The following is a 19,290-nucleotide window of genomic DNA, read 5'->3' on the forward strand; positions in this document are numbered from 1 at the left end:
GGCAACAGGCGGGCGTCATACCACGATCAGACCGCGACTCATGGCCCTCGCGACCGCGTGTGTCGTGTTCATCGCGCCCAGTTTGAACCGCGCGCTTTCGATATAGACGCGCAGCGTATGCTCCGAGATGGCGAGCGTATCGGCCACCTGTGCCCGGCTGTAGCCCATCGCCAGAAAGGTCATGGCGTCGACCTCCCGCGGGCTCAGTGACTGGGATTGCTCCGGAGTTCTGTCCGGTTCAAATTCCAGCGCCTTTTCGTTGAACGTGTGCGCAATCAGGATCAGATCGCGGCGATGCGCATCCGTCCATTCCGCCCACATGTCGTCGTCGCATGAGTGGCTGACCGTAAAGAGTGCAAACTGCCCGTTGGGGCCGCGTATTGGTACGGAAAATCCCTGGTTTCCGACACCGTGTTCAATCGCTTCGGCCTGAAAGGCGCGCGCCGCCTTGCTCGACCAGTCGAGGCGTTTCCAGTCAACGGGGTGAAACCGTTGAAAACACCCGAGAATGACCGGATCTACCCGCAGATATTGCTGCTCCAGATAGCGATCCCGCCACGTGTCCGAATAGGTGCCACATCCATATTGGTCCCCGGCGGAATCGACCCAGTGGTACACCACGTGATCGACCCCATAGTGGTCACGTATCTCTTCGGACGCCGCCTGAAGGGCGGCAAGCCCCTCAGCCTTTTCCAAGTCCTCCAAAATGGGTTCCAACGGCTGCCTCGCCGTGGTGACGCTGACCATGTTGCGCATCCTTCATCGCGGCGATCTCGGCCATCGCGACAATTGCGGTGTCATCCAACTGCTCGGCAAGCGCAGGCATGCCGTTGGAGCGGGCAAAAGTCTTGAGGTCCGTCAGAACGTCCAGTATCCAGTCACTTCGCATGGTAAGACTCGCTTCCAAGTGGTTAATGAAAAGTTAACACAACTATAGCATGCGTTAACTCTGCTTGAAAATTCACGCTTTTCTACTCCCCAGAAATAGTGAGGGGGCGATTTTTAACCCTTTGATACCGTTACAAGTGGTCCAAAACTCAAAAACGCCCGCGACAACCAAGGGTGATTCGCGGGCGTTTCCGACTCATCCAGAGCGTGTGAACCTTAACGGCGCGCCTCCAGCGCATCCTCAAGCGTCCGCAATCCGGTCTTGGGCGCCTGCACCAGAACGGACATGTTGCCGGGCTTGTGCTCGTTGCGCATCATTTTCATGTGCGCCTCGCGCAGGTCATCCCAATCGAACACCTCGGACATGCAGGGATCAAGGCGACGTTCCACCATCAGGTGGTTGGCGGCCGAGGCCTGCTTGAGGTGGGCAAAGTGGCTGCCTTGCAGACGCTTTTGGTGCATCCACATGTAGCGCACGTCAAAGGTCAGGTTGTAACCGGTGGTGCCCGCACAGATCACGACCATGCCGCCCTTTTTGCAGACAAAGGTCGACACCGGGAACGTGCTTTCGCCGGGGTGTTCGAACACCATGTCGACATTGTTGCCCTTGCCAGTGATGTCCCAGATCGCCTTGCCGAACTTGCGCGCCTCTTTGAACCACTCCGCGTATTCGGGGGTGTTCACCGTCGGCAATTGGCCCCAGCAGTCGAAGTCCTTGCGGTTGATCACGCCCTTGGCGCCCAGATCCATGACGAAATCACGTTTACTCTCGTCGCTGATCACACCGATGGCGTTGGCACCTGCGGTGTTGATCAGCTGGATTGCATAGGATCCCAGACCGCCCGACGCGCCCCAGACCAGAACGTTCTGGCCAGGCTTCAGATCGTGGGGTTCGTGGCCGAACAGCATCCGGTAAGCGGTGGCGAGCGTCAGCGTGTAGCACGCGCTTTCTTCCCATGTCAGGTGCTTGGGCCGCGGCATCAGCTGCTGGGCCTGCACGTTGGTGAACTGCGCGAACGACCCGTCGGGCGTCTCGTAGCCCCAGATGCGCTGGCTGGACGAATACATCGGGTCGCCCCCGTTGCAGTGTTCGTCGTCGCCATCGTCCTGATTGCAGTGGATCACGACCTCGTCGCCGACTTTCCAGCGTTTGACCTTGTCACCCACCGCCCAGACAATGCCCGACGCGTCCGAGCCTGCGATGTGGAACGGCTTGCCGTGACCGTCAAAGGGGCTGATCGGCTGGCCGAGGCTCGCCCAGACACCGTTGTAGTTGATCCCCGCCGCCATGACCAAAACCAGTACCTCGTGGCTGTCCAGCGTTGGGACGTCCACGACCTCCAGCTGCATCGCCGTATCCGGGGTTCCGTGCCGTTCACGGCGGATCGCCCACGCGTACATCTGTTTGGGGACATATCCCATCGGGGGGATTTCGCCCATTTCATAGAGGTCTTTTTCAGGTGCGTCATAGGACGCGATGCCTGTGTCTGAAGCGGTGTCGAGTGCCATGTCAGCCTCCAAGTTGGGGATTTGCGCCGCAGCGCAGAATCGCAGGGTGTTTGGGCTGAATATGGGGTGCTGCGCAACATTGCAACACCGTGTAGGCATTTTTTGTAATTTTATGACTTTGCAGCCGCAGCATTTTCAGGTTTACGCGGCGGTGCAGCCAATTCGTCGATGGAGTTGGCGTAAAACTCGAACAACGGCCTTTCACCATCCACTATTTGCCAGCCATGCCCTTGCGCCTCGATCACACCCCGGCGCAACAGGGCATCGCGGGCCTGCTCGACACCGGCAGCGAAACTGTCATCCACCACAACCGGACGCGTGCCCCGATCCGCCGGCAGGGCCGCGCGCGCGGCTGCCTCCATCTCCGCCGCAGTCAGCGGCGCGTCTGCATCCAGAAACACCCGCGCCAAGAGCGGGACGAACAAAACCGGCATCACATCCTGGATGCTGTCGCGCAAGGTATGCGCCAGCGCGTCGATATCGTGATCCGCCGTCAACGCCGACAGGGACACGGGCGGACCAAAGACCACCGACGCCACACCGAATTTGTGATAGCGGCGCGTGACCCATTGCAACAACAGGCGCAGGATGGCCGCCATCACCACCGTGATCCGCGCCCCGAACCGCCGGTCGCCCCGTTGGTCCGCCGCGATCAGCACACGGTCTTCGAGGACACGGTCATAGTTGATCGCCACGGGCACAAACACGACGTCCCGATGGGACGGGTCAAACCCCTCTACCACATAGGACAGTAGACCCATCTTCAGTGGCATCAGGCGACCATTCACGCTCAGCCCCCCTTCGGGAAAGATCGCCTGCGTCACCCCCGCCTGCGTCGCCAGTTGCACATAACGCGACAATACCTTGCGATAGAGCAGACCGCGTGACCGCCGCCGGATGAAATAGGCCCCCATCGACTTGATCAACCGCGACAACGGCCAGACCCGCGCCCATTCCCCTACCGCATAGCTCAGCGCCGAGGACCGCGCGGCGAGATAGGTCACCAGCACGTAGTCCATGTTGCTGCGGTGGTTCATGACAAAGATCACCGTAGCATCGGGGTCGACGCTTTGGATCTGCTGGTCGTTGTTCAGCCCGGTGCGCACATCATAAAGCGCCGTCGCCAGCCAGCGTGCGACCCGCGTGCCAAAGCTGAAATAGGCAAAGGCCGAGAAGCTGGGCACGATTTCCCGCGCATAGCGCCGCGCCTGCTCGAATGCCACGTTCTCAGGCACGTTGTTGGCCTGCGCATGGGCGACAATGGCCGACGTCACGTCGGGATCGTAAATCAGGCGCTGGATCATGTCATAGCGTCGGGCCAGCTTGAATGGCTCGATCGGGCGTGTCAGCCGCGTGTTCAGACGCGCCACCGCCCGCTCCAGCCGCCGCCGAAAGAACCAGCGCACGGACGGAAACAGGAAATGCGAGGCAAAGGTGACCGCCGCAAACAGCACGATCAGCACAAACAGCCACAGCGGAAGTTCCACGGTCGTCATCATCCCCTGCACCCTTGCAGCGCAATGCGCGCGGCGTAAAGGGTCAACAAGGCTGGCATCGTCTGCACGAATGACGGAAACTGCGCGCCATGTACGCAGAAGATTCATTTTTTACGCTGGGACCGCTGGGCCGGGTAGGGCTGGTGATCGTTTCGATCCTGTTTGCGATGATCGCATTGGGGATGACGTGGGTGATGACGCGCCTGCGCCCCCTGATCATTCGCGTGCCGATTTGGGGTGTCCTGTTCATCACCTTTATCTGGGCATCACCGCAGGGATATTACACCTATTACCGGCTGATTTTTGACGGCCTACCCGCGCAATCCGTGGTCGGATCCCCTCCCCCGCCGGACGTCGTGCTTGCGTTTTTGACGTTCTCCCATCAGGCGACGCTCTCTGCCCACTCCGTCGGTCTGCTGGGTTGGGCCATGTTGATCGTCGCAATCTGGCCGCAGCGCAGAAAATGCCGCGATGCGGCGAATTGACAGCGCCACAAAATTACCTATACCTCACATCAAACGCAATTTTGTTACGCGGCGTGATTCACGCTGCGGGATGGAGGCCAAGATGTCAGACACCGTCAAGAAAGACCGCCCCTGGTTGATCCGCACCTATGCAGGCCATTCCACCGCCGCTGCATCCAATGCGCTCTATCGTGCGAACCTGGCCAAGGGTCAGACCGGCCTGTCTGTCGCCTTCGATCTGCCCACGCAAACGGGCTATGACAGCGACCACGTGTTGGCGCGGGGCGAGGTCGGCAAAGTCGGCGTGCCGGTTTCCCATTTGGGCGACATGCGGACCCTGTTCGCGGATATCCCGCTCGAACAGATGAACACGTCCATGACGATCAACGCGACAGCGCCCTGGCTCCTGTCGCTTTATATCGCCGTGGCCGAGGAACAAGGCGCGGATGTGGCAAAGCTGCAAGGCACGGTGCAAAACGACCTGATCAAGGAATACCTGAGCCGCGGCACCTATATTTGCCCACCCGAGCCATCGCTGCGCATGATCGCGGATGTGGCCGAATACTGTTATACCAATGTACCGAAATGGAACCCGATGAACGTGTGTTCCTACCACCTGCAAGAGGCCGGTGCCACGCCGGAGCAGGAACTGGCCTTTGCCCTCGCCACGGCCACGGCCGTACTGGATGCACTGAAACCACGCATTGATCCCGCCGATTTCCCGGCGGTTGTGGGGCGTATTTCTTTCTTTGTGAATGCGGGCATCCGTTTCGTGACCGAGATGTGCAAAATGCGCGCTTTTGTCGATCTGTGGGACGAGATTTGCGAGAAACGCTATGGCGTGACCGACCCCAAATTCCGACGATTCCGCTACGGCGTGCAGGTCAATTCGCTGGGCCTGACCGAACAGCAGCCGGAAAACAACGTCTACCGCATTCTGATCGAAATGCTGGCCGTGACACTTTCGAAAAAGGCACGCGCCCGCGCCGTGCAATTGCCCGCCTGGAACGAAGCACTTGGCCTGCCCCGCCCCTGGGACCAGCAATGGTCGATGCGGATGCAGCAGATCATGGCTTATGAAACCGATCTGCTGGAATTCGACGACCTCTTTGACGGCAACCCGGCGGTCGATGCCAAAGTGGCCGCGCTCAAAGACGGCGCGCGCCATGAATTGGGCAATCTCGATGCGATGGGCGGTGCGATTGCGGCAATCGACTATATGAAATCGCAATTGGTGCAATCCAATGCGGAACGTCTGGGCCGTATCGAACAGGGTGAAACCGTCGTTGTCGGCGTGAACAAATACCAGGCCGGAGAACCGTCGCCTCTGATGACGGGCGATGGCGGGATCATGGTGGTCGATCCCGCAGTGGAGCAGGACCAGATTGACCGGCTCGAGGCGTGGCGTACCGCACGCGACCAGAATGCTGTGACCGCCGCGTTGGCGGATCTGCGGGCCGCGGCGCAATCGGGTGACAATGTCATGCCCGCATCCATCGCCTGCGCCAAGGCTGGCGTGACCACCGGCGAATGGGCCGCACAGATGCGCGCCGTGCACGGTGAATACCGTGGCCCCACCGGGGTGTCTGCCGGGCAATCGAACATGACCGAAAACCTGGATGACCTGCGCGCCGCCGTGGATGCCGTCAGCGACAAGCTCGGGCGCAGGCTCAAGTTTCTGGTTGGAAAGCCGGGGCTTGACGGACATTCCAACGGCGCCGAACAGATCGCCGTGCGCGCGCGCGATTGCGGTATGGACATCGCCTATGAGGGCATCCGCCTGACACCCGAAGAGATCGTGACAGCCGCCCGCGAGGACGCAGCCCATGTGGTCGGCCTGTCGATCCTGTCGGGCAGCCACATCCCCTTGGTCGCCGATCTGATGCGCCGGATGCAGGCCGAGGGCCTTGGCCATGTGCCCGTCATCGTTGGCGGCATCATTCCCGACGAAGACGCCAGGAACCTTCAGGCCATGGGTGTCGCCCGCGTCTACACGCCCAAGGATTTCGAGCTGAATACCATCATGGCGGATATCGTCGAATTGGCCGATTCCAAATCAGTTGCCGCTGAATAGCGTCGCCCACGCCACACTCTCTGGCTTGGGCGACGCATTTCCAGCGGGTGGAATGGAATTAATTTTCCCGGCGTCACTCGGGAAAATTGATATTTTCCACTGACAAGCGAAGAAATCCCGGCACACGGGCAAACTGTTGCCGCTGACACAAAATAGTCGTTTCGGTCCATTGATTTACTTGGATAAATCGAAAATACCCAGAGGTCTCAAGAACAGTTGTCGGAGGCCGAAATGGCATTCAATCTGCAAAAAATGACGCGAGCCGAATTGGAAGCTTTGCGCAAGGATGTGGACAGCGCGATCATTGATCTGCGTAAGAAAGAAAAGAAAGACGCACTGGAAGCCGCGCAAAAGGCAGCTGCGGAATTTGGCTTTTCGCTCGAAGAGTTGACAGGCAAGAAATCAGGCCGCGTCCCCGCAAAAGGCGGCGCCGCAGAACCGAAATTCATGAACCCCGACAATCCCAGCCAGACATGGACGGGAAAAGGGCGCCAGCCCAATTGGTACAAGACCGCAATCGACAGCGGCAAAAGCAGTGATGACCTGCTGATCTGATACCTGCGCGGGGCGGGCGTTGCGTCGCCCCTCGTATCCCCTGCCGGTTTTGCGTAACGTGGCCCGACTCATCCCAAGATCGGAGCCCTCCCATGACCGTGCATATCGGCGCCAAACCCGGACAAATTGCTGAAACCGTGCTGATGCCTGGCGACCCCTACCGCGCGCGGTGGGCCGCCGAGACGTTTCTGGACGGGGCCGAGCTGGTGAACGAAGTCCGCGGCATGCTGGGCTTTACCGGCACCTGGAACGGCAACCGCGTCACCATTCAGGGGTCGGGCATGGGCATGCCGTCCCTGTCGATCTATGCCAACGAACTGATCCGCGACTATGACGCACAGACCTTGATCCGCATCGGATCCTGCGGCGGAATGCAGCCCCAGGTTGGCATCCGTGACGTCATCATCGCCATGACGGCCAGCACGATTACCTCGCCGTCGTCCGGGTTCTTCAAGGAAATCAACTATGCGCCCTGTGCCGACTACGGCCTGCTGGCCAGCGCCGTAAAGGCCGCCGAGGCCAAGGGCACCAAGACGCACGTGGGCGGGATCTATTCTTCGGATGTGTTCTATGCCGAACGCCCCGATCTCGACGAACAGATGGTGCGTCACGGGATCCTCGGCGTCGAAATGGAAGCGGCAGAGCTCTATACCCTTGCCGCCCGCTTTGGCCGCCGCGCCCTCGCCGTTCTGACCGTCAGCGATCACTTGCAGACGGGTGAGGCCCTGCCCAGCGAGGACCGGGAAAAGACATTTGGCGATATGGTGGAGATCGCGCTTCAGGCGGCATTCCCCAGCTGATCAGCCGCGCCCGTGTGACCGGTCATAGCCGTTGACCGGCGGGCTGGACCACCCGTCCAGTGCGCCGGGCGCGGGCGCAAACACCTCGATCTTCAGCGGGTGGCACGGGGCCACGTCAGACGTATGCTCCGACCCGCAATCGCCCCCCGGACAGGCGCTGAGCGCGCCCAAAAGGTCGATCTCGGCCACAAAGTCAATGTGATCACCTGGCCTTACGGGTGACGCCTTCATGAAATACTGGCCCGTATCGCGGGTGAACCCGGTGCACATGAACACGTTGAGCACATCGTGCACATGGCCCTCGGCCTCTGCCAGCGGCAGCCTGGTATGATCGGCCAGCGCGCGGGTCAGGTTTGAATGGCAGCAGTGGTGGTAATGCCCCCCTTGCAGCAAATTGCCGGTGTAGGGATCGCAGCGTGTGCCGATGACATCGTGCACCGACCCGCCGTACTGATCGATCCCGTACCAGCCCAAAGTGTCATGGATCACGGTGGCCATCGGGCGCAGGTGCGGAAAACTGCTCCACATCCGCTCTCCGGTGGTGATGTGCGTCCCGTGCAGCGCGCGGGTCTTGCCGGAATAGAACCGCTCACCCAGATCATGCGCGTTCCACAGGTTCAGATCACCGACTTGCGGCCCTTCGACCGAGGAAATGCGGAACACGTGACCGGCGGGCACCTCGAAACAGGCGGCCTCGCGCGGGGGTGCGATGGTCTCGCTGATCTTGCTCATGCCCGCGCGCACCTGTGCATAGCGGGCCATGTCCGGCGCGGGCAACGTGTCGTTTGGATAACAGATCACGGGCGCTATGGCCCTGCGTGCATCAGCGTCTTTTGGTGTGTCCATGGCGGAGCCTCCCCTCTCCGCCATGGATTGCGCGCCACGCGGCGCGCTGCAAGCCCCTTCTTTGCGGCGGGGCTGCTGTTCGAACCCTTCTCAGATCACGATCACATCCAGCGGCGGGAACCCGTTGAACCCGATCGTGGCATAGGTCGTCGTGTAGGCACCGCAATTGCGGATCACCACGCGGTCCCCTGCCGCCAGATCAAGCGGCAGATCCACCATGCGTTTTTCATAAAGCACATCCGCGCTGTCGCAGGACGGACCCGCCACGATGCACGGGCCGGTCTGGTGCCCGTCGCGCGCAGTGCCAAACTGATAGCGGATCGCCTCGTCCATGGTTTCGGCCAGGCCCGAGAACTTGCCGATATCCAGATAGACCCAGCGGTGCAGGTCCCGTTTCGACTTGCGCGACACCAGCAGTACTTCGGCCGCAATGGCGCCCGCCTCGGCAACAAGGCCCCGGCCAGGCTCTGCCATCACATGCGGCACATCGCCAAACCGGGTCCGGACCTGCGCCATCACGGACGCGGCATAGGACGCGGGCGCATCAATCGCCTCGCCATAGAACGCAGGGAAACCGCCGCCGATGTTCAACAGGTCCAGCGCAAAGCCCGCGGCCTGCGCGTCGCGCCATACTTGCGCGATCTGGTCCAGAACGCCCCCCCACATCGCCGCCTGCCGGGTCTGGCTGCCCACGTGAAAGCTGAACCCCCGCGGGCTCAGGCCCAGCGCCGTAGCCAGCCCCAGCAGCGCCAGCGCCTTGTCGCGCGCGCAGCCGAACTTGCGGCTCAACGGCCAGTCGGCCTGGCTCGCATCCACGATCAGGCGGATGTATACCTCTGCACCGGGCGCATGTTCGGCGATCTTCTCCAGCTCTTCTTCAGCATCGGCAGCAAACAGGGCCACCCCCGCCTGATGCGCGAACGCAATATCCGACGCACGTTTGACCGTGTTGCCAAAGGAGATCGTCGCAGGATCCGCGCCCTGGCTCAGACACAGCTCAATCTCCCCACGGGAGGCCGCATCGAAATGCGATCCCAACTGTACCAGCCGTGCAATGACCTCGCGCTGCGGATTCGCCTTGACGGCATAGTGGATGTGCGCGCGGCCCAGACCGGCGGCCAGCGCGTGATACTGCGTCTCGACCGCATCCAGGTCCAAAACCAGCGTCGGGCGGTCAAATGCATGGCGGGCGATATAGGCTTCGGCGCGTGTGACGCGTGCAGGGGCACGCACCGCGAAATCGGTGACGTAGGCGTTCATGGTCATCTCCAACGAAAACGGGCCGTTCAGGCCGCTGGGTTCAGAAAGGAGACGTTACCGTCGCTACGTATTCCGTGGGGCGTGACCCAAGAGGGACAGAGGCGCGTGCGTTGGCGTCTATAGGCCGCATATCGGACAAAAAAACGATCTTGAGAAGCTGCAATTTTTGCATGGCAGTGCCAGCGTTTTTGATATGGCTGCCACAATGCAAAACGCCCCGCGACAGGGCGGGGCGTTTGCAAATTGTCAGGCGGCTCAGACCGTGCGGTCGACCATCATCTTCTTGATGTTCGCAATCGCCTCTGCCGGGTTCAGGCCCTTGGGGCAGGTCTTGGCGCAGTTCATGATCGTGTGGCAACGATAAAGCTTGAACGGATCCTCAAGATCGTCCAGCCGCTCACCCGTTGCCTCATCGCGGCTGTCGATGATCCAGCGATAGGCGTGCAGCAGGGCCGCTGGTCCCAGATAGCGATCGCCGTTCCACCAGTAGGACGGGCAGGAGGTCGAGCAGGACGCACACATCACGCATTCATAGAGGCCGTCGAGCTTCTTGCGGTCCTCGATAGACTGGCGCCATTCCTTGGCGGGGCGGTTTGTCTTGGTCTCCAGCCAAGGCATGATGCTGGCGTGCTGGGCATAGAAATGCGTCAGATCGGGGATCAGGTCCTTCACCACCGGCATGTGCGGCAGGGGATAGATCTTCACGTCCCCCTTCACCTCGTCCATGCCATAGATGCAGGCCAGCGTGTTGATCCCGTCGATGTTCATTGCGCAGGATCCGCAAATCCCTTCGCGGCACGACCGGCGGAAGGTCAGCGTCGGGTCGATCTCGTTCTTGATCTTGATCAGCGCGTCCAGGATCATCGGCCCACACGTGTCCATATCCACGAAATAAGTGTCGACCTGCGGGTTTTTGCCGTCATCCGGGTTCCAGCGATAGATCTGGAACTTGCGCACGTTCTTTGCGCCTTCGGGCTTGGGCCATGTCTTGCCCGTCTGCATGCGGGAGTTTTTGGGAAGCGTCAGTTGGACCATGTCGGTTCTCCTTTCACGCGGTCAGGGCGTCAAGCCCGGCCCGGAAAATGCACTGTTGAGTTTCGGAGCGCCCCAGAACGGTGCGCACTTGGGTAGCGGTCGCGTCGGTGACGCCGATCACGGCGGCCTTCGCGAATTCGGTGATCTCGCGGGCCGTGGAATTGTCGATCACGCAGTCGGTAAAGGGCGTGATCGCCTGTTTCGGCACAGCGGGAAAGCGGGTGGCCAGCGCTTCGGTCACGGCCGATTTGGCGGACTGCCGCGCCAGTTGATCGGCGGCCTGACTGGCCTGATCACAGGCACTGACAGCCAAGAGGGACACAAGGGCAAACGCGCGGATCATGGCAGGCGCACCTGCGCCTGCGCGGTGTCGAGCAAGCCAGACAAGCGTTCGGCATCTGTGGGGAACACACCCGCCAGCCGCTGCATGAACCCCAGATCACGGGCGGTGGTCCACAGAAACAGTTGGTATTCAAGATCGTCGGCCATCTGTTCGCTGCGCGAGGTAGTGGCCAGATCTGCCACCGTCGCGGCCTTGCCCTGAAAGGACGACCCGCCGCCATAGCGTTGTACAGCCCCCAGCCCCAGATCTCGGCCCGGCAGGTCAAGACGGTCCAATGCGGAGGCGCGGTAGGCCTCGTCCTGCATCCACGCGTCGTAATAAAGCGGGACGACATCGTCCTCCTGCACCCTGTCCAACATTTCGCCATAGGTGCGCATCGCCATCATCATGATCCGCATCCGCTCCAACGGGCCATAGCCCGCATTGCCCTGGATCTTGCGCAGCAGGGACGCCGACCAGTGCAGGAAACTGCGGTAGATGATCACGCAGGTTTCGGGCGCATCATAAAGCGGCTGACGTTCACGGGGTGGCATAGCATCTTCGTAGGACACCAGCGTGAACGGTGCATCCCCCGCCGCGCGCAGCTTGGGCTTGCGCCCTTGCAGGTCGACCACGGTACCGCCCTCGTAAACGGACGCCCCGCGCGTTGTGGACACCGGATCACGCCCCGGTTTGCAGTTGTTCAGGAACAGGCCAGACCCGCCCGGCGCATTGCGCATCAGCCAGTCGATCAGCGCGTGATTGCCAGACCGGCGCATGCCATAGACCCGCAGCACCCGCGCAGGCGCGAATGCCGGAACCTCTGAGACCTGCGCCGCCTGAGCCATGGACGCTTAATACACCCGTGCCTTGGGCGCGATCTTTTTCAGATCGATGCCGCCGTCATTGTGGCTGGTGAGCGGTTGCAGATGCACCCCGCGGAAGCCAAGCGACGCCTCGTTGCCCTGGAACCAGACAAGGCTGTGCTTGCGCCAGTTCTCGTCGTCGCGGTCGGGATAATCCTCGTGCGCGTGCGCACCCCGGCTTTCCTTGCGCGCCGCCGCGGCCGTAATCGTGGCTACCGCGTTGGGCATCAGGTTGGTCAGTTCCAGCGTCTCCATCAGGTCGGAGTTCCAGACGAGCGACGTATCGGTCACCTTCAGATCGCTCTGCTTGGCCGCAACCTCTTTCATCTTTTCCTCGCCCTCGGCCAGTGTCTTGTCCGTGCGGAAAACGGCGGCGTCCTGCTGCATGGTCTTCTGCATTTCCAGACGCAGTTCCGCCGTCGGCACGTGGCCCTTGGCATAACGCAGCCCGTCAAAGCGCGAGAACGCCGCCTCGACCGAGCGTTGGTTCGGCGTGGGTACAGGCGCATCGGCATCGACAACATCCTTGGCGCGGATTGCAGCCGCACGACCAAACACCACAAGGTCGATCAGCGAGTTCGAGCCCAGACGGTTGGCCCCGTGCACCGAGGCACAGCCCGCCTCGCCCACGGCCATCAGGCCGGGCGACACGTTGTCAGGGTTGTCCTTGGTAGGCGCCAGCACTTCACCCCAGTAATTCGTCGGAATACCGCCCATGTTATAGTGCACGGTGGGCAGCACCGGGATCGGCTCCTTGGTCAGGTCGACACCCGCAAAGATGCGCGCGCTTTCCGAGATACCGGGCAGGCGCAGGTCCAGCGTTTCCTTGGGCAGGTGGTTGAGGTGCAGGTGGATGTGATCCCCCTGCTCGCCCACACCGCGCCCTTCGCGGATTTCCATCGTCATACAGCGCGAGACAACGTCACGCGACGCCAGATCCTTATAGGTCGGCGCATAGCGTTCCATGAACCGCTCGCCCTCGGAATTGGTGAGGTATCCGCCCTCGCCCCGCGCCCCTTCGGTGATGAGGCAGCCGGCACCATAGATGCCGGTGGGGTGGAACTGCACGAACTCCATGTCTTGCAGAGGCAGGCCAGCCCGCGCCGTCATACCGCCACCGTCGCCGGTGCAGGTGTGCGCCGATGTGGCGGAGAAGTAAGCACGGCCATAGCCACCCGTCGCCAGAACAACCATCTTGGCGCTGAACAGGTGCATGGTGCCGTCATCCAGCTTCCAGCACAGCACGCCCTGGCAAACGCCATCTTCGGACATGATCAGGTCGATGGCGAAGTATTCGATGTAGAACTCGGCATTGTTTTTCAGCGACTGCCCATAGAGCGTGTGCAGGATCGCGTGGCCCGTCCGGTCGGCGGCGGCGCACGTCCGCTGCACCGGGGGGCCTTCACCAAATTCGGTGGTGTGGCCGCCAAAGGGGCGTTGGTAGATCTTGCCTTCTTCGGTGCGCGAGAACGGCACGCCGTAATGCTCCAGCTCATAGACCGCCTTGGGCGCCTCGCGGGCGAGGTACTCCATCGCGTCCGTGTCACCCAGCCAGTCCGATCCCTTGACCGTGTCATACATGTGCCACTGCCAGTTGTCGGGGCCCATGTTGGACAGCGATGCGGCGATGCCGCCCTGCGCCGCGACGGTGTGCGAGCGGGTCGGGAACACCTTGGTCACGCAAGCGGTGCGCAGACCCTGTTCAGCCATGCCCAGCGTCGCCCGCAGCCCGGCGCCACCGGCCCCGACGACCACGACGTCATATTCATGCGTCTCGTAATCATATGCAGCCATATCGGCCTCCTATCGGTTCGGGCGCGCGCGCCCGGAAAGTGTCAAAGCGCGATGCGCGCGATTGCAAACAAACCTGCGGCGATCAGCGTGTAGGCAAAGGCCGTTGTGGCGATCAGCGTCAATTTGCCCGCCGCCCCATGCACGTAATCCTCGATCGCGGCATGTGCCTCGCGCATCAGGTGCTGGATCACGACCACCAGCGACAGCGCCATCAGAATGGCCGGGATCGGGCGGCCAAAGAACGCCAGAACCTCGGCATGGTTCCCGCCCAGCGCGGCGGCAAACAGGAACACAAGGATCGGCACCAAGGGCACCAGAAGGATCGAGCTGACCATCATCTGCCAATGGTGGTGTGTCCCCTCGCGGCCTGACCCAAGCCCGGCGGCACGTTTGCGATCAGTCAAAAAGCGCATGTCGAACTCTCCCTCAAACCGCGACCAGAACGAAAATGGTCAGCAACGTCGCCCCGATGAACATGCCCTTGGCCATGCCCTCGGACACCGGCACCTGCACCAGATACCCGAAATCCCACAGCACGTGCCGCAAGCGGCCCAACATGTGGTAGAAAATGCCCCACATCGCTGCCGCAAGGATCAGTGTGCCCAGAAAGCTGCGCAAGAAGCCGTCGATGGCGTTGAATGCCGCCTCGGACGTGGCCGCCGCCAGCAACCACCACACGATCAGCGCCGATGCGATCAAACAGCCGATGCCGGTGATCCGCACCATGATGGACGAGATCGACGTCCATTGCGGGCGGTAGATTTGCAGATGCGGCGATAGCGGGCGATTGCCCCGATTGACGTCGGCCATAGTGCGTCCTTTTTGTTCCCTGATCTCTTGATACTGTTTTTTCCGCCCGAGTCACGCGCAACGCGATCACAATTGGCGCGGTTTTTTGGCGCATTGGTGCTATTGTGCAGCTATGTGATCACATGTCATTTTGGTGTGATCACAATAGGCACTTCACCGCGCCAGACGGGTCACCTGCTTGGTCGTTTCACGCTGCAACTTGCGTTTGATCTGTTCAGGGTAATCCTCGAATCCCGCCGCCGTCGCAACAAATGCCCCGGGCCCGGTGATCAGGTTTTCAAAGAAGTATGCCGTCAGGTCCGTCGCATCCGTCTCAATCGCTAGGGCGTTCACGACGATATCCTGCGCGTTCATCGCGGCCCGCTGCGTGGCGGGCTCCACCCCTTCGTTCGACACTCCATCGCCGGACACGTCGATGACGCGCCGCGTGCAATACGCCACATCTTCCAGTGCCAGACGCGATACCGACAGCGCCTCGCCAATCGCGGTGGAATAATTGCGCCAGATCCGCGGATCGCTCGCAATCACGTCCGCCAGCGCCATCACATCCGCATAGCTGCGGATCGGAGTCCACGGCACCGTCTGCCGCTGCCGCGAGGCACCGGTCCACTGGACCACAGACACCTGCGCGCGCTGCGCAATCAACGCATCCGCCACGATCCCGTCGCGCAACCCCGCGGCCAAGCCGTCCATCTGGATGCGGTATTCGTCGCGGTCCACGGATCCCGACACGTCCACCGCAAGCAACAGCGCCAGATCACAGGCCCGCACCGGCGACGCGCACAAAAGGGCAAGGGCAAGGTAACGCAACATGCCGATAATCCTACACGCGGCAAAACGCAGAGTGCACCTCACATTGATGTGGTCACTCGGCCAAGGCATCATAGAGGCTGCGCAGATGGTCCTCGAACTCGGTGCACATGATGATCGCCACAGCACCCGGATCATAAAACGCGTTGGCCTCGCCACAGGGCTCGACCCGCACCGCGACGTCCTCGGGCAAGGCGAAATCCGCGTTCAACGCCGCAACTTCCGCCCTGATCACATCCGCCGTGAGGCTGTCCGCCGCGGCCTCGAACTGCAATGTCTCGCCCGCTCCCGCAATCTCGTCAAAGGCCGCCCCCCAGCTGTCCAGCGCCTGCTCATATTCCTCGGGGCAGGTGTCGGCGCGGTACTCGGGCAGCTCCATATCGATCGCGAAATCCTCGCGCGCCTCCGGGTTGCCGCCGTAAAACAGGCACACAGTGTTGTAGAACCGCTGCTCATCCGGGCCGTGCACGTCCCAATAGGCGACATCGCCCACGGCCTCCGCCTCGGCCAGAAACCCGAATGCGGCGTCATAGGCCAGGTCCTGCGCCGCGTCCTCCTCATAGAACGCATCAATCATCAGGATCGACGCCACATCCGCCGCATCCTCCTCCTGCCCAAAGACGGGCAGGCCCAGCACATCGATCAACGCGTGACCCAATTCGTGATAGAATATGCCCAGCAGGTTCGCCTCGACAAAGGCCTCGCGCGCTTCATCCGCATGGACAGGGGCGGCAACAAGGCTCGCGGCAAGAATCACGGGACGCAACATCGGACAGGCTCCTCAACAGTCTCCAAACCAGCCTAAAAACCCAAACACCAGCGCGCAAGCGCGCTGCGGGATGGCGGGTGGGGCGTCGTTCGCCAGAACGCGCGTCACCCCGACATCCCTACAGGGGCATCAACGCCCAGTAATCCAGATCCAAGAGCACGTCCGGCACATATTTCCCATCCTCTCCGCGCAACCGGAACGGCGCCCCCCCCTTGGTCGCCACCAGCCGCAGCCGGATCGCACCCACGCCGGGTGCATCCGTCTCCGCCTTGTCCAGAACTTCCGACCATGCCCGGATCGTGTCCCCCGCCAGACACGGGTTCGCATGGGCGCCCGCATTCAGTCCCACAACCATCTGCGCATTGGCCAGCCCGTTGAACGACAATGCCCGCGCCATCGAAATCACGTGCCCGCCATAGATCAACCGCGTCCCGTCAGCGCGCGCCGAAGTGTCAAAATGTACCTTCGCCGTGTTCTGCCACAGGCGCGTCGCCATCATGTGCTCGGCCTCTTCGACGGTCACACCGTCCACGTGATCGATCCGTTCGCCGATCTGGTAATCGCGCCACCGATGCGGCTCGCCCGCCTGGTCAAAATCATAGTTTTCAAAGGTCAGCCCCGCAGGCACCGCAAGTGTCCCCGCGGGGACAACCTGTGCCAGTTCCGGCACGACGGTCTCGGGCGCAGGCGCATCAAGGTTGCCTTTGCGCACCATCACCCAGCGCACATAGCTCAACACATCATCGCCATGCTGGTTGCGACCCGTCGTACGGACATACACAACGCCGGATTTGCCGTTTGAGTTCTGCTTGACCCCGATCACCTCAGACTGGGCGGTCAGCGTGTCACCCGGCCAGACCGGCTGCAACCACCGCCCCTCGGCATAGCCCAGGTTCGCCACCGCATTCAGCGACACGTCCGGCACGGTTTTGCCAAACACAGTGTGAAAGGCAATCATGTCATCGAGGGGCGATGCCTCAAGGCCCGATGCCTGCGCAAAACTGTCCGAGGAATAGAGCGCATGCCGTGCAGGATAAAGCGCATGGTACAGCGCCCGCTCCCCCGCCCCCACCGTCCGTGGCACCGCGTGGTTCAACACGTCGCCCACGGCATAATCCTCGAAAAAACGCCCCGCGTTGGTCTTGGCCATCACTGCTGCCCCAATTTGATATCCGGGTGGTAGTCGCCCTCCACCTCCTTGGTCACGGCCTGACCGCAGCGCATGACGCCCGCGGCATGGTCCCATGTCTGGGTCGGACTGCCATGCAGATCCCACCCGGCATTCAGCGCCTGCGTCACCTTGTGACAAAAAGCGGACGTGTCCTCTTCGGACAGAAAACGATAGAGTTTCATATACTTACCCCGGGAACGGCCAGACACCCAGCCAGTTGTGGACCATGCCGATCACGCCAAGCAGAACGACCGACCCGGCAAGGAACATGGCATCCTTGGCCAACGACCCGCCCGTATTCGGCTGCCAACCCGGCGCGGCGGCGTTGATGATGCGCGGCGTCACGATGGCCCAGACAAGCAGCCCACCAAACATCACGATCGACGCCAGATCCCCGTTGACCAACAGGTGCGCCGCAGCCCAGATGCCGAAACCGGTCAGCATCGGATGCCGCAACCCCGACAGCAGCTTGCCCCGCTTGGGCGCAGGCGACAGCATGTAGATGGCAATCAGCATCGCCAGATTGTTTATGTGAACCGCAAACGTGGGCGGCTGCCAAACCGGAATGAACTCCGTGCCGCGATAGCCGATCACCATCAGCACAATCGACACCGCCAGTGCCGCCGCCACAGCCCCACGGCCCGCATCCCCCATCGCCGCACGGCGCGCAGGTGCCACCCGTTTGAACAGGTGCGCCGCCCACCAGAGCGCGACACCTGCCAGCAAAATGATCCAGTACATCTCTATCCCTCCATCATGGCCGCGATGGCACTCGCCTTGGCCAGCGTTTCGCGCGCGGTCACGATGTGCAGATTCTCGACGATACGTCCATCAACCACCGCAACCCCCTGCCCGCTGGCCTCGGCCTCTTCAAAGGCCGCGATCTGCCGGTGGGCGAGGTCCACATCCGCCTCCGAGGGCGAAAACGCCGCATTGGCCGTGTCCACCTGTGCGGGATGGATCAACGTCTTGCCGTCAAAGCCCATATCCCGCCCCTGCGCGCATTCCACGGCCAGCCCGTCCACATCCTTGAACGCGTTGAACACCCCATCGATGATCGCACAGCCATGCGCTTTGGCCGCCAATACGCACAGGCCCAGGCCCGCCATCAGCGGCCCGCGGTCCGGGCGGAACCGGGTCTGCAGTTCCTTGGCCAGATCATTCGTGCCCATCACCATCCCGCGCAGCAGCGGATGCGCGGCGATCTGGGCGGCATTAAGCATGCCGAGCGGCGTCTCCATCATCGCCCACAGGGGCGTGTCACCGGTGATCGCGGCCAGCGCATCCAGATCGGCGGGCGTCGACACCTTGGGCAGCAGGATGGCATCCGCCCCCATCGCTTGCGCCGCGCGCGCGTCCTCCGCCCCCCATGGCGTATCGAGGCCGTTGATCCGGATGATCTTCATCCGCGCGCCATATCCACCTTCGGCCAGTGCATCGGCCAATGTGCCCCGCGCGGCCGCCTTTTCATCAACTGACACCGCGTCCTCGAGATCAAAGATGATCGCATCCACAGGCAGCGTCCGCGCCTTGTCCAAAGCGCGCGGTTTCGAACCGGGAATGTACAGAACAGAGCGAAGCGGGCGGGCGTCGGACATAAAAGCCTCCTGGCCAAAGTTATAAAGTTGCGCGGAAAGGGGCATTTTTTTCCAGATAGTTCAAGGCCATTCGCGCCGCAGTGCAGAATTTTTTGGCGAAAACGCGTCCACTCCGGCCGCTCCGTTCAAATTGATCACATCACCGTACGGGGTGTTAACCATTAATTCAGTCCCTCAGCGCAGGCTGCACCCACTCCGATTTTTCCGGGAGGGCCGTTTCGGC

The 19,290-nt window shown here is 61.7% G+C and carries 22 protein-coding genes; 4 read left to right on the top strand and 18 right to left on the bottom strand.

Going from position 1 to position 19,290, the window contains the following annotated elements; all coding sequences use genetic code 11:
- Positions 1-15 precede the first annotated feature (15 nt).
- The 4 genes from Q0949_RS17165 to Q0949_RS17180 form a co-directional block, all read right to left on the bottom strand.
- Entirely contained in the window at positions 16-747 is a 732-nt protein-coding gene (locus tag Q0949_RS17165) for an autoinducer binding domain-containing protein (RefSeq protein WP_299375104.1), read from the bottom strand.
- Positions 683-889 carry a hypothetical protein gene (locus tag Q0949_RS17170; RefSeq protein WP_299375107.1) on the bottom strand — a complete coding sequence of 69 codons (207 nt, stop codon included), beginning with the start codon at positions 887-889 and terminating at the stop codon, positions 683-685. The genes Q0949_RS17165 and Q0949_RS17170 overlap by 65 nt, the downstream gene beginning before the upstream one ends.
- 215 nt (positions 890-1,104) lie before the next feature.
- Positions 1,105-2,397 carry a crotonyl-CoA carboxylase/reductase gene (gene ccrA, locus Q0949_RS17175; protein WP_299375110.1) on the bottom strand — a complete coding sequence of 431 codons (1,293 nt, stop codon included), beginning with the start codon at positions 2,395-2,397 and terminating at the stop codon, positions 1,105-1,107.
- Positions 2,398-2,507: 110 nt separating this feature from the next.
- On the bottom strand, positions 2,508-3,896 hold the full coding sequence (locus Q0949_RS17180; RefSeq protein ID WP_299375113.1) for a 1-acyl-sn-glycerol-3-phosphate acyltransferase: 1,389 nt from the start codon (positions 3,894-3,896) through the stop codon (positions 2,508-2,510).
- A gap of 86 nt (positions 3,897-3,982) precedes the next feature.
- Here Q0949_RS17180 and Q0949_RS17185 point away from each other — a divergent pair, with 86 nt between their 5' ends.
- From Q0949_RS17185 to deoD, 4 genes are all read left to right on the top strand, one after another.
- Complete coding sequence (locus Q0949_RS17185; protein ID WP_299375116.1) at positions 3,983-4,378, top strand: hypothetical protein; 396 nt, start codon at positions 3,983-3,985, stop codon at positions 4,376-4,378.
- Positions 4,379-4,460: 82 nt separating this feature from the next.
- Complete coding sequence (locus Q0949_RS17190; RefSeq protein WP_299375119.1) at positions 4,461-6,431, top strand: protein meaA; 1,971 nt, start codon at positions 4,461-4,463, stop codon at positions 6,429-6,431.
- 231 nt (positions 6,432-6,662) lie between these two features.
- Complete coding sequence (locus Q0949_RS17195) at positions 6,663-6,986, top strand: H-NS histone family protein (RefSeq protein ID WP_299375122.1); 324 nt, start codon at positions 6,663-6,665, stop codon at positions 6,984-6,986.
- Between the two features lie 92 nt (positions 6,987-7,078).
- Positions 7,079-7,786: a purine-nucleoside phosphorylase gene (deoD, locus tag Q0949_RS17200; protein WP_299375125.1), complete on the top strand. Its 708-nt coding sequence runs from the start codon at positions 7,079-7,081 to the stop codon at positions 7,784-7,786.
- On the opposite strand, the gene Q0949_RS17205 is transcribed toward deoD, so the two are convergent.
- The 14 genes from Q0949_RS17205 to Q0949_RS17270 all read right to left on the bottom strand — a co-directional run bounded on the left by Q0949_RS17205 (position 7,787) and on the right by Q0949_RS17270 (position 19,067).
- Positions 7,787-8,632: a DUF1989 domain-containing protein gene (locus Q0949_RS17205; RefSeq protein WP_299375128.1), complete on the bottom strand. Its 846-nt coding sequence runs from the start codon at positions 8,630-8,632 to the stop codon at positions 7,787-7,789. It abuts the gene before it with no gap.
- A 90-nt stretch (positions 8,633-8,722) separates the two neighbouring features.
- Positions 8,723-9,892, bottom strand: a complete 1,170-nt coding sequence (locus Q0949_RS17210) for a type III PLP-dependent enzyme (protein ID WP_299375131.1) — start codon at positions 9,890-9,892, stop codon at positions 8,723-8,725.
- Between the two features lie 255 nt (positions 9,893-10,147).
- Entirely contained in the window at positions 10,148-10,927 is a 780-nt protein-coding gene (locus tag Q0949_RS17215; RefSeq protein ID WP_299375134.1) for a succinate dehydrogenase iron-sulfur subunit, read from the bottom strand.
- Between the two features lie 13 nt (positions 10,928-10,940).
- Positions 10,941-11,270, bottom strand: a complete 330-nt coding sequence (locus Q0949_RS17220; protein ID WP_299375137.1) for a hypothetical protein — start codon at positions 11,268-11,270, stop codon at positions 10,941-10,943.
- The gene (locus Q0949_RS17225) at positions 11,267-12,097 is read right to left on the bottom strand and encodes a hypothetical protein (protein ID WP_299375140.1); all 831 of its coding nucleotides are present in this window, start codon (positions 12,095-12,097) and stop codon (positions 11,267-11,269) included. Before Q0949_RS17225 ends, Q0949_RS17220 begins: the two co-directional genes overlap by 4 nt.
- Positions 12,098-12,103: 6 nt before the next feature.
- On the bottom strand, positions 12,104-13,909 hold the full coding sequence (gene sdhA, locus Q0949_RS17230; RefSeq protein WP_299375143.1) for a succinate dehydrogenase flavoprotein subunit: 1,806 nt from the start codon (positions 13,907-13,909) through the stop codon (positions 12,104-12,106).
- Positions 13,910-13,950: 41 nt separating this feature from the next.
- Positions 13,951-14,322, bottom strand: coding sequence for a succinate dehydrogenase, hydrophobic membrane anchor protein (sdhD, locus tag Q0949_RS17235; RefSeq protein WP_299375146.1), 372 nt, complete (start codon positions 14,320-14,322; stop codon positions 13,951-13,953).
- A 13-nt stretch (positions 14,323-14,335) separates the two neighbouring features.
- On the bottom strand, positions 14,336-14,719 hold the full coding sequence (sdhC, locus tag Q0949_RS17240) for a succinate dehydrogenase, cytochrome b556 subunit (RefSeq protein WP_299375149.1): 384 nt from the start codon (positions 14,717-14,719) through the stop codon (positions 14,336-14,338).
- Positions 14,720-14,872: 153 nt separating this feature from the next.
- Entirely contained in the window at positions 14,873-15,532 is a 660-nt protein-coding gene (locus Q0949_RS17245) for a DUF1194 domain-containing protein (protein WP_299375152.1), read from the bottom strand.
- Between the two features lie 52 nt (positions 15,533-15,584).
- Entirely contained in the window at positions 15,585-16,298 is a 714-nt protein-coding gene (locus Q0949_RS17250) for a DUF4344 domain-containing metallopeptidase (protein ID WP_299375155.1), read from the bottom strand.
- A gap of 118 nt (positions 16,299-16,416) precedes the next feature.
- Positions 16,417-17,448: a MaoC family dehydratase gene (locus Q0949_RS17255; protein WP_299375158.1), complete on the bottom strand. Its 1,032-nt coding sequence runs from the start codon at positions 17,446-17,448 to the stop codon at positions 16,417-16,419.
- On the bottom strand, positions 17,448-17,651 hold the full coding sequence (locus Q0949_RS17260; protein WP_299375160.1) for a DUF1737 domain-containing protein: 204 nt from the start codon (positions 17,649-17,651) through the stop codon (positions 17,448-17,450). The genes Q0949_RS17255 and Q0949_RS17260 overlap by 1 nt, the downstream gene beginning before the upstream one ends.
- Positions 17,652-17,655: 4 nt before the next feature.
- Entirely contained in the window at positions 17,656-18,210 is a 555-nt protein-coding gene (locus tag Q0949_RS17265) for an NnrU family protein (RefSeq protein ID WP_299375162.1), read from the bottom strand.
- Between the two features lie 2 nt (positions 18,211-18,212).
- Positions 18,213-19,067: a CoA ester lyase gene (locus Q0949_RS17270; protein WP_299375165.1), complete on the bottom strand. Its 855-nt coding sequence runs from the start codon at positions 19,065-19,067 to the stop codon at positions 18,213-18,215.
- Positions 19,068-19,290 lie beyond the last annotated feature (223 nt).

Origin of the sequence: uncultured Tateyamaria sp., from assembly GCF_947487805.1 — a bacterium.
Lineage (GTDB): Bacteria > Pseudomonadota > Alphaproteobacteria > Rhodobacterales > Rhodobacteraceae > Tateyamaria.

Bases quoted from the DNA above. Each gene is read 5' to 3' on its own strand.
- Q0949_RS17165 (WP_299375104.1), bottom strand. From the start codon at position 747: ATGGTCAGCGTCACCACGGCGAGGCAGCCGTTGGAACCCATTTTGGAG.
- Q0949_RS17170 (WP_299375107.1), bottom strand. From the start codon at position 889: ATGCGAAGTGACTGGATACTGGACGTTCTGACGGACCTCAAGACTTTT.
- ccrA (WP_299375110.1), bottom strand. From the start codon at position 2,397: ATGGCACTCGACACCGCTTCAGACACAGGCATCGCGTCCTATGACGCA.
- Q0949_RS17180 (WP_299375113.1), bottom strand. From the start codon at position 3,896: ATGATGACGACCGTGGAACTTCCGCTGTGGCTGTTTGTGCTGATCGTG.
- Q0949_RS17185 (WP_299375116.1), top strand. From the start codon at position 3,983: ATGTACGCAGAAGATTCATTTTTTACGCTGGGACCGCTGGGCCGGGTA.
- Q0949_RS17190 (WP_299375119.1), top strand. From the start codon at position 4,461: ATGTCAGACACCGTCAAGAAAGACCGCCCCTGGTTGATCCGCACCTAT.
- Q0949_RS17195 (WP_299375122.1), top strand. From the start codon at position 6,663: ATGGCATTCAATCTGCAAAAAATGACGCGAGCCGAATTGGAAGCTTTG.
- deoD (WP_299375125.1), top strand. From the start codon at position 7,079: ATGACCGTGCATATCGGCGCCAAACCCGGACAAATTGCTGAAACCGTG.
- Q0949_RS17205 (WP_299375128.1), bottom strand. From the start codon at position 8,632: ATGGACACACCAAAAGACGCTGATGCACGCAGGGCCATAGCGCCCGTG.
- Q0949_RS17210 (WP_299375131.1), bottom strand. From the start codon at position 9,892: ATGAACGCCTACGTCACCGATTTCGCGGTGCGTGCCCCTGCACGCGTC.
- Q0949_RS17215 (WP_299375134.1), bottom strand. From the start codon at position 10,927: ATGGTCCAACTGACGCTTCCCAAAAACTCCCGCATGCAGACGGGCAAG.
- Q0949_RS17220 (WP_299375137.1), bottom strand. From the start codon at position 11,270: ATGATCCGCGCGTTTGCCCTTGTGTCCCTCTTGGCTGTCAGTGCCTGT.
- Q0949_RS17225 (WP_299375140.1), bottom strand. From the start codon at position 12,097: ATGGCTCAGGCGGCGCAGGTCTCAGAGGTTCCGGCATTCGCGCCTGCG.
- sdhA (WP_299375143.1), bottom strand. From the start codon at position 13,909: ATGGCTGCATATGATTACGAGACGCATGAATATGACGTCGTGGTCGTC.
- sdhD (WP_299375146.1), bottom strand. From the start codon at position 14,322: ATGCGCTTTTTGACTGATCGCAAACGTGCCGCCGGGCTTGGGTCAGGC.
- sdhC (WP_299375149.1), bottom strand. From the start codon at position 14,719: ATGGCCGACGTCAATCGGGGCAATCGCCCGCTATCGCCGCATCTGCAA.
- Q0949_RS17245 (WP_299375152.1), bottom strand. From the start codon at position 15,532: ATGTTGCGTTACCTTGCCCTTGCCCTTTTGTGCGCGTCGCCGGTGCGG.
- Q0949_RS17250 (WP_299375155.1), bottom strand. From the start codon at position 16,298: ATGTTGCGTCCCGTGATTCTTGCCGCGAGCCTTGTTGCCGCCCCTGTC.
- Q0949_RS17255 (WP_299375158.1), bottom strand. From the start codon at position 17,448: ATGGCCAAGACCAACGCGGGGCGTTTTTTCGAGGATTATGCCGTGGGC.
- Q0949_RS17260 (WP_299375160.1), bottom strand. From the start codon at position 17,651: ATGAAACTCTATCGTTTTCTGTCCGAAGAGGACACGTCCGCTTTTTGT.
- Q0949_RS17265 (WP_299375162.1), bottom strand. From the start codon at position 18,210: ATGTACTGGATCATTTTGCTGGCAGGTGTCGCGCTCTGGTGGGCGGCG.
- Q0949_RS17270 (WP_299375165.1), bottom strand. From the start codon at position 19,067: ATGTCCGACGCCCGCCCGCTTCGCTCTGTTCTGTACATTCCCGGTTCG.